Origin of the sequence: Victivallis lenta, from assembly GCF_009695545.1 — a bacterium.
Taxonomy (GTDB): Bacteria; Verrucomicrobiota; Lentisphaeria; order Victivallales; family Victivallaceae; genus Victivallis; species Victivallis lenta.
This window is the reverse complement of record NZ_VUNS01000001.1, coordinates 70,732-82,808: the sequence shown is the minus strand read 5'-3', so window position 1 is coordinate 82,808 and position 12,077 is coordinate 70,732. Positions and strand designations below refer to the sequence as shown.

Sequence of the window (12,077 nt, the reverse complement as noted above, 5' to 3'; positions counted from 1 at the left end):
ATGAAACAGATTGTGATGGCCGGACCCCGCAAAAGCAGGATCATCGATGTGCCGATTCCGGAGATCACCGACGACCAGCTGCTGGTGAAAGTCACTTATACCGGGATGTGCCATTCGGAGTGGTATCCGTGGACCGTCGCCCGCCCGGGCGAGGTCTTCGGCCACGAGACGGTCGGCGTCGTCGCGAAGTGCGGCCGGAACGTGACGGAGTTCCGGGAGGGGGACCGGGTGACCGGGCTCGGCGGCGGCGGGTACAGGGAGTACATCGTCATGGAGCCGGACAAGACCTGCCGTGTGCCGGATAACTTGAAGGATGAGGACGCGATCGTCGAGCCGCTGGCCTGCCTGCTTTCGGCCGCCATGAAGATGCCGTGGACCACGCTCGGCGACCCGGTTGCGGTGGTCGGAGCCGGCTATATGGGGCTCGGCATGATCACGCTGTTCAAGGCGATGGGCTACGGCGACATCATCGCGATCGACAAGCGGCCCGAAGCGCGCGAGAACGCGCGGAAGATGGGGGCGACCGAGGTGCTTGCTCCGGAAGAGATTCCGGCGGAATACCGGCTGGACTGGAAGGCGATCGGCACGCCGGACCTGACCCGCGACGGCCACAAGACCGATATCTTCGGCATCGGTTTCCCGCACGTCATGGAATTCACCGGCACGCAGGACGGATTGCAGCTGGCGGGCGAACTCGTCTGCGCGCACGGCCGTCTCGGCATCGGCGGATATCACAACGACGGACCCCGCACGATCGACTACAAGCTCTGGAACTTCAAGGCGATGGATACGATCAACTGCCACGAGCGCCGGATCATGTACGAGGCGGGGCTCTGCAAGCGGTGTCTCATGCTTCTTTCGCGCGGAATCTGGAAGTTCACCGGCGTGACGAACCATATCTACTCGATGGAGGAGTTCGACAAGGCCAACGAGGACATGGAACTGCACCGCGACGGCTTCATCAAAGGCGCGGTCAGGTGCTGACCGTTCCATGACGGAATGCATTGGTTCGCCCGGTTCGCCGGGCGTTTTTTTTGCTCTCCGGCTTGAAAGAGCATGGAAGAAGTGCTTTTTTATGCACAATCGCTTTTCGGTTCTGCCAATCATGGGATGAGGTAAAAATGAATCTGTCGAAAGTCCGTATTGAGATCGGTCTGCCCGCGCCGCTTCGGCTCCTGCATGTTTCCGATACCCACCTCGCGCTGGCTGACGGGCGCGACGGCGAGCGCAAGCAGGCGCTGGCCGCCCGGCGTTCCGCGGCGTTCGGAAAGGAGGGAGACTGCCTCCGGTACTTCTCCGAGGCGGTCGCTTATGCCCGGAACTGCTGTGATCTCATGATCTGCACCGGGGACCTGATCGATTTCGTGTCGGCGAAGAATCTCGACACGGCAAAGGAGATGCTCTCCGGCACGGATTACTTTTTTGCGGCCGGAAACCATGAATTCAGCAAATATGTCGGTGAAGCCGTCGAGGATGAGGCGTACAAGCTCGACAGCCTGCCGCTGGTGCAGCGGTACATCGGGAACGACCTGCGCTTTGCGTCGCGCCTGGTCGGCGGGGTCAATCTCGTGGCGGTGGACAATTCCTACTATCTGTTCCGCCCGGAGGAGCTGGAGGCGTTCAGGCGCGAGGTGGAGAGAGGATATCCGATCCTGCTGCTGCTGCACAACCCGCTTCATACCGACGCCCTGTACCGTGAGATGATGGTCAACCGGCGGAACGAGTGCGCATATCTGGTCGGAACGCCGGAGGAGCTGCTGGAGCCGTATCCGGAGGAACGGCGCAGCCAGCAGCGGGCGGACGGGCCGACGCTGGCCTTCATCGATTACCTGAAGCAGCAGACGCTGGTGAAGGCGGTGCTGACCGGGCATCTGCATTTCAATTTCGACTCCGTGCTGTACGGGGATGTTGTGCAGTATACGGCCGGCGGGAACTTCCGCGGGGACGTCCGGGAATACGAGATCGTCTGACCGGGCAAACCCGCCTTTCGTCCGTGCGCGCAAAAAGGCGGCGAAGCCGTCGCCGGCGCCGGTGTGCGGAACGGGCCGCCTGCAGATCGAATCGATGATTCGGGCGCGGGAACACGAACGGTCTGCTGCGCAAACCGCAGAAGGAGCGCGCTTTCGGAAACGGCGCGCAAACTCGCCGGCGACAGTGCCGCCCCCGGATTACAAGGTCGGCGGCCCCGGCCAATCCCTGTCTGCCGGAATTGCAATGTGATAGTCTCTTCGATGCGGCCGCCCGCACAGGGGAAGCGGTGCAGCTTTGTTGCGGATTTCTTGCGCAGGGCTTTGTCCGGGTTGATGCCCGTTTGCATAAGTACGGTTGTCAGGCAGTTCTTTTTTTGGGTGTTTTTACTTTAAATATATATATTTACTTTAAATATTAAAATTGAAATAAAATATAAAGTTTTTTAAAAAAACGGTTGACAAAACGGAAGTTTTTTGGTATAATTATATTATGAAACAAAGGCAACCGGAAAGGATGGTGGGAATGGCGGAGAAAGCTTCAACGGCGGTGGAGGCGGCGAATATCGTCGAACAGCCCGGCGCCGGCATGGTTCGGGCCGGATTACTGCCGAGTACGGATCTGGCGCGGGTGATGCTTGCTGCAGCGCGGCGGCGGATTGCCCCCCATTCCGGTTCCATTGCCGCCGCAGAAGGATAAAAGTCTTATAATAGTTAGTATGTTATGTAAATGACACCTGATGTCATTTTTCCTGATTTATTTCTGTTCATCCGGTTATCGCCCAGATACGGCTTGCTGCTCTCCCGTTTTTTTCAGCCTTCTGCGGCTGCACCGTTTCGATTGCATTCCGTCTGCGGCGCCTGTATGTTTTGTTCGGGGAATCGCAGGGAGAATTCATTTCCCGTCCTCCGTTTTCTATGCTCACGCAACGGGTTCGTCATCGTGCAGCAGCTCTCCTGCCGCGCTTTTGGCCGGGACTGTCGCGCGCAATTCATTCTCCGTTATTTTCCGCATCACTTATTAACTATTATAGGACGGAGTGCAATTATGCGGAGAAAAAAGTTCACTTTGATCGAGTTGCTGGTTGTTATTGCGATCATCGCGATTCTCGCCTCGATGCTGCTGCCGGCGCTGAATATGGCGCGTGCGAAGGCAAAAACCTCCCAGTGCATCAATAATCAGAAACAGTGCATGACTGCTCAACTGCTGTATGCGGACGACAACAACAACTTCATTGTGAGCCAGAGTGTGGAGTTCTGGGGGGAAGTGCTTGTCAACCAGGGGTATATCGGAAAAAATGTACTCACCTGCCCGGCTTCCTTCCCTTCCTCTGCGGACTGGGGATGGCCGACTATGACGTACGGTGTGTACCGGATACAGGATGGCTGGTATGATCCTGATTACGCGACCAAGAAAGCCGTGCTGGGAGATTTTTATCTCGAGATTTCGGCTTTCTCCCATCCCGGCGTCACGACGGAGATCCGGGTGATGAGCCTGCACCGAATGAAATTGCCTTCCCGGACGGAGATCATGATCGACACCTCCTGCGGGGTGATGGGATCGAACAAGATGATTTATGCGTTCTCTCCGGCGCAGATTCTTCCGGACTGGAAAGGTGCCGCCGGGCTTCTCCACCGCAACAGGGCGGTGGCCGGATATCCCGACGGCCATGTGGCTGCCCGCTCCGATGCTGAACTTCAGGCTTCTCCGATGCAGTTCAAAGAGGTGTATGACGAGGCGGGAAGCGTGAAGAAACTGGTGAATTAAAGCGAGGAGAAAATGACTGCCATGCGGAAATGGATTCTTGTGATTGCCGTGGTCGCTCTCGGGTGGGAGACCGGCTGGAGCGCGAAGCCGGAGGACTTGGGCAACCGGGAGCGGATCGACCTGAACCCGGCCGTCGCCCGGCTTTCCGGCCACGGCGAAAATCTGGAAGTCGATACGACACGGCTGGACGGCGAGTGGAACTGGATGCTGCGCACCCGTCCGGGGGTGCTCAGGCCGGATACTTCCTATCTCGTCAGCTTTGAATACCGGGCGGCTGCACCGGATGCGGCTGCCGGACGCTTCTTCCTTCTGTCGCGGCCGTATCATGCCGGCGACCATTCGCTCGACACGATGTCGGGGTTCCTGCCGAACAACGGCACGAAGTTCAGGCCGGTCGAACTGCAGTTCCGCACCGGGACGCAGCAGGATTGCGCATTCCAGATTCATATCAGCAAACGGCTGAAGGGTGCCGTCAGGAATCTTCGGTTCACCCCTGCTGCCGAGCCGCTTTTCATACCGGCAGTGGCGGATGCGGCTCCGGCTTCCGGAACGGTACGGAATTTGCCTTCCGGTGCAAAGGAGTTCGAGGTGGAACGGCCGAAAAACGCCCGGGGAATGGTCGTTGCCGCAGCCGACTTCGGTTTCTCCCCGGAGAGTGCCGACAATACCGCCGCTCTGAACCGGGCTCTGGCATTCTGCCGGGAAAAGAATGCGGCGAAACTCGAACTTGCTCCCGGCAGTTACCGGTTTACCGCCGACGCTTCGATCATGCTTGACGGAATGCGGGATTTCGAATTGGATGGAAAAGGGGCGAAGTTCATATTTCTGAGAACGGAGAAAGAGTCTTTTCTGATCAATGATTGCGAAAGGCTCCTGCTGCGCAATTTATCCTGCGACTGGGATTGGGCCGCGGACCCGCTGGCCAGTGTCGTTGAGGTAATGCGTACCGATCCCGGGACGGTCGATTTCAAGTTTGTCGAATATGATCGTTTTCCGCGCCGGGATGTTCGGGTCAGCGTCCTCAGCAGTTATGACCCGGTTTCCCGTTCGATCGGAATTGAGAATGGATTTGACTGTTTGCATCCTGCCCCGAAAACCTGGTTGGCGGACAACATTTTGCGGGTTCAGGTCGGCAACTCCGGCAAGTATGTGCCCGGCAGTCTTTTTGTGATGCGGCATTACAATTATGAGATGCATTGTTTTTCAATCAGGCAAAGCCGTCATATCACTTTCGAAGACATCAATCTCTATTCCTGCGCCGGCATTGGTTTCATCGCGGACGGGGTGCAGTATGGGCAGTTCCGCCGGGTCCGTGTAGCTCCCCCTGAAAACGAACCGCGTCGCGCCATCACCTGTACGGCGGATATCCTGCATGTCTTCCGGTCCAAGGGATACCTGAAAATCGAGGATTGCGAGTTCGGCAGATCCGGAGATGACTGCATCAACATTCACGACAATTCTGCTTATATAACGCAAATGAAACCGGACCGCATAGAAGCGCGGGGCGTATACGACGGCTACTACCGGGTGGGCGACCGGATCGAATTCCGTTACAGCGACCTCTCACCCACCGGCAAATCGGCGGTGATAAAACAGGTCGGCACGGCAGACGCCCGGAACGGCATTTATGAGATCGTATTCGATTCCCCGGCGGTTCCGCAGCCTCTCACGCCGGGAGACGGCCTGCTCATTTTCAACCGGGCTTATGATTCCCGCAACATCATGATCCGGAACAGTTCGTTTCACCACAACCGCGCCCGCGGCATTCTTCTGCTGGCGCGGGATGTTACGGTTGAAAACAATTTGTTCCGGCATCACGAGATGGAGGCGATCAAAATCGAAACCGGCTACGGGCCTGCCTGGTGCGAAGGTTACGGCGCCTCCAATATCGTGGTCCGGGGCAACCGTTTCGAACAGGTGCATAAGCGGCATATGTGTGACACGGAAAACGACGGAATGCCGCGAGCGGTTACGATCGGGGTCTATATGGACTCGATTCTGAAAACGGAATGCCGGATTCTGTCGGATATTCTGTTTGAAGACAATCTGTTTATCGACAGTTTCGGGCTGATCGCCTCCATCAGCTCCGCCCGGAACGTCATATTCCGCAACAATACATTCGCGGATCAGACGGAACGTAAAATCCCGTTTCCCCGCCGTTCCGGTTTTTTTGTGGAAAATGCCGACTCGGTGAGCATTGTCGACAATTGTTACATCGCTTCCCCGCTTGTGCCGTTTCCCGGTGTCTGGAGCGACGGCAGGTCGGTGACCCGGCTGGTCGCCGAAGGAAACCGGAGCGTCTCCGGGGATAAGTTCTGAACAGGCGGGCGGAACGGCCGGAGGAGCGGCGGCTCCTCCGGTTCTTTCTTTATATGCATATGCGTCATCCCGAAGTAAAGACGCAACATCAGGCGCCATCCGCATATATTACATATTATAATCCGTTTTCCATTCCGGCCGCGGCAGTGATGTCCGCATCCCGGCTGGTTCCGGGAAACAGGGGGGGACGGGCAGGATATTTCCGGAATGATGCCGGGTTTTATCTGAAAAAATCAATATGAACTTGAGGATTAGGAGTTTGTAATCCATTTGCCGGCAATGATGAATGAAATTCTTTTTCACCGTGTCGGTATTTCGGAAAAATATTTCGAAAAAAAACAGTAAAATGTTGCTCGGCAGTATTGATATTACATCATGATCCGCATATATTGTAACATATAATTTTACTGGTTCTTTATAACAGACAGGCGACAATCATTATGCAATCTACTTTAGCCAGACACCGGCTCGGCGATATCGCAATCGGCGACAGCGCGACATATGAAAATTCTTCTTACGAGAAGAAGTATTTCTATGTCGACTTTTCCGGCGGCACCGATCTGGAATTCGACAACGAACTGGTGTCGCTGAGCGATATTACCTTGCACGCCGCCTCTTTTTCCGGAGAGGAGCAGGCGTATGTCGTCGCCGCGTTGAACGAACTTTTTGCGGACGGGAGTATCGTCTTTACGGCCGAACTTCCGGAAGATGCCGGCAGTTACTCCACCATTTATGTCGGCTCCACCGATGCTTTCGACTCGTACGGACTTTTTCGCGGCATCTCGGAGACCATCGATGTCGGCAACCGGATCGACGACGACAACGCCTTTGTGCTGATCAACCATATCCGCGGCGGAATCGACGAGGTCGTTTCGGTTGTCGCGCATGAGGCCGGCCACCTTCTCGGCGAAAGCCATGAAACCGGAAACGGTACCATCTACGACTATGCCGATGCAGGCGTAAATGACGATACTGCCTCTCCCGGCGCCGATAAGTATGTTTATGCGCTTCTCGAATGGGGAGTGTACCGCCTGACCTTTGCCGAGGGCGATTACAGCAGCAATGTGCTCAGTTTCATGGTTGCAACCATGAACGCCTCGGTCAGCGGTTCCACGTTCGTGATTCCCGGTTACAGGATGGTCGAAGTCGGCACGACGCGGGTCGGGAGCGAGTGGGGGGTCAAGGCGGCGGATATGGAGTTCGTCTTTTCAAATGTGTCTGACGGCATCTATATCTGGGATGCGGCCATCCGCACCGTCACGCTGACGGTCGGCAGCACTGAAACCAAGCTTTTCGTCGGCAAGCTGGATGGCAGCGTAGTGACCGGGATCGAAACGATTTACGCCGGGAACGGCGGCACCGGCACCGAGAAATCCGCTTACAAAGGCGACAGCGGCACGATCGGCACTCTTTACGGCGGCGGCAGGAGCGGCTCCCATATCGCCGGATCCGAGCTGACGCTTGCCGGCGGCGATTATGCGAATGTCTACGGCGGCGGCGACGGAACTTCCGGCTCCTCCCGCGTCGGCCATACCCACTTCTACGGATCGCCCGAAGGCGGCACTCTTTCCGTGGGCAATCTCTTCGGCGGCGGCAAAGGCGCCGGAGCGGCCGTGTACGGAGAGGCCTCCTATACGGACAATGGAATCACCTATCAGGCCGGAACTTTTATGAGCCTGGGGACCGGCACCTACCAGTATATTTACGGCGGCGGCGACAACGGTGCCGCAGTCGATAAGAATACGCTCGTCATCGTCTGGAGCGCCACCGTGACCGGTTCGATTTTCGGCGGAGGCCGGAACGCGAATGTCGGCGGCAGCACCTATCTGGTGCTGAGGAACAGCAATCTGAACGGTGCGGTCATTTACGGCGGCGGCGACGGCGGTGCCGTCGGCCAGAACACTTCCGTTTCCGTCACGGTGAATATTGACAATGCGGCGGTTTACGGCGGCGGCAGAGGCGCCGGCGGCACGGTCGCGGGAAATACCCTGGTGACGTTGAGCGGAGACCGGTCATTCTCCGGCGCGATTTACGGCGGCGGCAAAGACGGCGCGAAGGTGAACGGCGGCACGACCGTCGAACTGGTCGAAGGGCAGATGAATTTTTCCGGCACGATTTACGCGGGCGGCGACAATGCCGATGTGCAGGGCGGCACGTTGCTTCATCTCAAGCAAAGCACGATTGCCGCTGCCGGCTGGCAGCTGTTCGGCGGCGGCAGCAGCGGGAAGGTCGGCGGCAAGGCGACCGTTCTGCTGGATGCCGCCGGCGGGTTTTCCGCCGCGATTTACGGCGGCGGCAACGGAACCGGTGCGACCGTTGCCGGCACGGAAGTCACGCTTTCCCGCTCTTTAAGCAGCGGCACGGTTTACGGCGGCGGCAAAAACGGCGCGACCGTTACGGGCGATACCAAGGTCACCGTGACCGGCAGTGCGCCGAAATATGACGTTTACGGCGGAGGCGATGCGTCTGATGTGGGCGGAAGCACGAATGTGCTGGTGGATGCGAGCAAGCTGACCGGCAATGTCTACGGCGGCGGCAAAAACGGCAATGTGTCCAGCGGCACTTATGTCAGAATAAACGCCGGAAATGACGCCTGGGGCGGTTTGACGGGCGATGTCCACGGCGGCGGCAGCAACGGAAGAGTCGGCGGAAAGGCCGAGATTTTTCTGGATTACGGTAATATCGAGGGCAATATTTACGGCGGCGGAACCGGCAGCGCCTCGGTGGTCGCCGGCGGGACTCTGATCAATCTGGATAATGCCGGAGCTGTTGTTTCCGGCGGCATTTACGGCGGCGGCCGGAACGGCGCGGCGGTTCAGAACGGCACTGTCGTCAATATCAGGAACGGCACCGCAGCCAATGTCTACGGCGGCGGCGAAGGCGGCGCGGTCACCGGCGGAACGGCCGTCACCGTTGCCGCGGGACGCGTGACCGGCAATGTTTACGGCGGCGGCGTCGGCGCGTCCGTCACGGGCGGAGCCGTCGTCACCATCGGCGGCGGCAGCGTCGGCGGCGATGTCTACGGCGGCGGAACCGGAACCGGCGCTACCGTCAATGGAACAACGGCCGTCGGCGTCAATGCGGGGGTGGTGACCGGCAGTGTCTACGGAGGAGGCGGAACGGCCGCCGTGACCGGCGGCGCGACGGTTGCGCTTGGCAGCGGAGCTGTTGTCTCCGGCAGCGTTTACGGCGGCGGCAGTTCAGGCGGCATAGGCGGCGGCACGAAGGTGACCCTGACCGGCGCGACCGTTCACGGAGACGTCTTCGGCGGCGGCAGAGACGCGAGCGTTGCAAGTGGAGCCGTCGTCAACATCAGCGGCGGCGGCGCGGCCGATGTCTACGGCGGCGGCAGCGGCACGGCCGCCGCCGTTACAGGCGGAACGCAGGTCGTGATCAAGCAGAGCGACAACATCACCGGCGCGGTTTTCGGCGGCGGCTGCGACGGAGCCGAGGTTGTCGGCGATGCACGGGTCGAGGTGGACGGCGGCGCGCCGGGCTTCGACATCTACGGCGGCGGCAACACGGCCGATGTCACCGGCGGCGCGACGGTCGTGCTGGGCTGGACTCAGTTGACCGGCAATGTTTACGGCGGCGGGCTGAACGGCAACGTAAGCGGTGATACGCTTGTCGACGTGTTGATCGGAAACAGCGGCAGCTGGGGCGGTCTGACGGGCAACATCTACGGCGGCGGCTTCAACGGCGTCGTAGGCGGCAGCGCCGCGGTCACGCTGGACTACAGTGAAATCACCGGCGACGTTTACGGCGGCGGTCACGGCAGCGGCGCGGCAGTCCTGAAGGGAACCGAGGTGACTCTGGATAACGCAGGCACCAGGATTTCCGGCGGCATTTACGGCGGCGGCCGGGATGGTGCGGTGGTCTCCGGCGGAGCTGTCGTCAACATTCTGAACGGTTCCGTGACCGATGTTTACGGCGGCGGAAAGAACTCTCTGGTCGAAGGCGACACGACCCTGACTCTGACCGGCGGCAACATCACCGGTGAAGCGTTTGCCGGCGGCAACGGCGGAAACGTGACGGGCAATGCCAGACTGGTTCTCAACACCACGGTGGACGGCGACATTTACGGCGGCGGCAGAAACGGCGACGTCTACGGCAGCACCGCACTGGAGATCAACGCCGACTTCAAGGGCGACATCTACGGCGGAGGCAGCGGCGGCGACGTGTTCGGGAAAATCAGCATCGCGCTCACCGCCGGCTGCGCCGCCGCGGACAAGTTCATTTACGCCGGAGGAACCGGCGACGTCAATACCGCGGCCGGAACCGGAGACGCGATCACGGTTACGATCGACTCCCCGGCCTACGGCAGCGCCTACAATATCGTTCTCGGTACCCGCAACGGCAGCGGCGCCGGCGGAAACTCCACGATATACGGCGACATCCGGCTCAACCTGATCCGGAACGGCGCGGCCTCCGGCGCGGCTTCCGGCCGGATTTACATGGGCGGTTACCGCACTGTCTCCGGAACCACCACGGTGACCGGGAAAGCTTATCTGTCGATCGGCGCGGTTACCTTGTCCGGCATTCTGTTTGCCGGCGGTTACGCCTCCGGCAGCGGAGCGGTCGTCACCATCGAGGGCGGTTCGGTATTGACTTTGAACGGAACGGACACTTCCGGTTTCACCATGCTCGGCGGCTACGCCACCGGTGCGGGGGCGCACTCCGAAATCGGAACGTCGTCGAACAATGCCGGAGTGTCGTTGACAGTCAGCGGCGGCAGCCGGCTCGGCAGCATCACCGGCGGCGGTTATGCGGTCAGCGGCGGCAGCGCGACCGTCTACGGCGATGCGGCCATCACAATTTCCGACGCGGCCCGAGTCGGAATGATCTACGGCGGCGGCTATGCGCTCGGCGGGACGGCTGTCAATACGGGAAGAACCGATATCTCCGTGAACGGCGGCAATGCACAGCTCAATTATATCTACGGCGGCGGTTATGCCGGAGCCGACAGCACGTCCACGCTCATCGGCGGCGCTGCGATCAGGCTGACCAATTACACCCGCGGCGATATCGGCATCTATGGCGGAGGCCGGAGCCAGTCGAACGGCACCGTCATTGTCGGCAATTCCGGCATGAGCGAAAAGGGCGCGGTTGTCACCATCGACGGCACGACATCCGTCCTGACGGTCGCCGGCGGCGGCGCAGCTTTCGGAACCGGCAGTACAACCGTCTACGGGGGGACTTCGATTACCATCAACGGCGGCAGCGTCTCCGGCAAGCTTTACGGCGGCGGGCATGCGGCGGATGGCGGGGCTTCCTATGTCTATGGCGACACGGAGATTGTAATCAACGGGGGGACCTTCGGGCACATCTTCGGCGGCGGCATCACCACCGGAAGCGGGGTCTCGATTGTGAACGGCAGCACCGGCATCACGCTGAATTGCAGCGGCGCCAACGTGATTACCACAAACTCCGTCTATGCCGGCGGCTCGAATAATGCGACAGTCACCGGAGACGCCTCGATCACAATTACCGGTCTCGGTTCGAATCTTGTCTTCAGTACCGGCGCGTTTGTGGTCGGCGGCGCTCCTTCCAACCAGGGCGGCGGCGTAGGCGGAACCCGGACTTTGAATCTGACCGGTTTCACAGGGACCATCACCGCCACTCTCGCCTATTTCGACACGGTGACCGTTTCCGCCGACAGCGCAGTGCATCTGTCGAGCAACCATGGCGGTTATCTGAGCGGTGTCGCGGAATGGAATTTCGGACTGGCCGACGGCCGGACGGCATTGACCTGGGATTCCGGAAACGGCGGTTTTGCCGGCGACACATTCAATCTCAACTTCAACACGGACGGCTTCAGGTCGGCGACGGTGATCGCCGGCGGAAGCGCAAACGTCATCAACGGCTGGAATAACCTGAGCAATACCGTGTTCTTCAACGGCACGACAGGCGCATGGGACTCCGATCTCAACGCCTGGGTCGACTCGGACCGCAAGTGGCAGTTCGGCATTGTCGGCGACAATACGCTGGGTGTGAGTAAAATAGTGTAAAGGAGGTAATGTTTG

The 12,077-nt window shown here is 59.4% G+C and carries 6 protein-coding genes; all 6 read left to right on the top strand.

Features of this window, described 5'->3' with window-relative positions; translation table 11 throughout:
• The 6 genes from FYJ85_RS00375 to FYJ85_RS00350 all read left to right on the top strand — a co-directional run bounded on the left by FYJ85_RS00375 (position 1) and on the right by FYJ85_RS00350 (position 12,062).
• Positions 1-984: an alcohol dehydrogenase catalytic domain-containing protein gene (locus FYJ85_RS00375; RefSeq protein WP_106053053.1), complete on the top strand. Its 984-nt coding sequence runs from the start codon at positions 1-3 to the stop codon at positions 982-984.
• Between the two features lie 137 nt (positions 985-1,121).
• Entirely contained in the window at positions 1,122-1,970 is an 849-nt protein-coding gene (locus tag FYJ85_RS00370) for a metallophosphoesterase family protein (RefSeq protein WP_154416628.1), read from the top strand.
• Positions 1,971-2,493: 523 nt separating this feature from the next.
• On the top strand, positions 2,494-2,667 hold the full coding sequence (locus FYJ85_RS00365) for a hypothetical protein (protein WP_154416627.1): 174 nt from the start codon (positions 2,494-2,496) through the stop codon (positions 2,665-2,667).
• 348 nt (positions 2,668-3,015) lie between these two features.
• A complete protein-coding gene (locus FYJ85_RS00360) occupies positions 3,016-3,735 on the top strand; it encodes a type II secretion system protein (protein WP_154416626.1) in 720 nt (239 codons plus the stop codon).
• 21 nt (positions 3,736-3,756) lie between these two features.
• Complete coding sequence (locus FYJ85_RS00355) at positions 3,757-6,054, top strand: right-handed parallel beta-helix repeat-containing protein (RefSeq protein WP_206212894.1); 2,298 nt, start codon at positions 3,757-3,759, stop codon at positions 6,052-6,054.
• A 440-nt stretch (positions 6,055-6,494) separates the two neighbouring features.
• Complete coding sequence (locus FYJ85_RS00350) at positions 6,495-12,062, top strand: beta strand repeat-containing protein (RefSeq protein WP_106053049.1); 5,568 nt, start codon at positions 6,495-6,497, stop codon at positions 12,060-12,062.
• Positions 12,063-12,077: the final 15 nt, after the last annotated feature.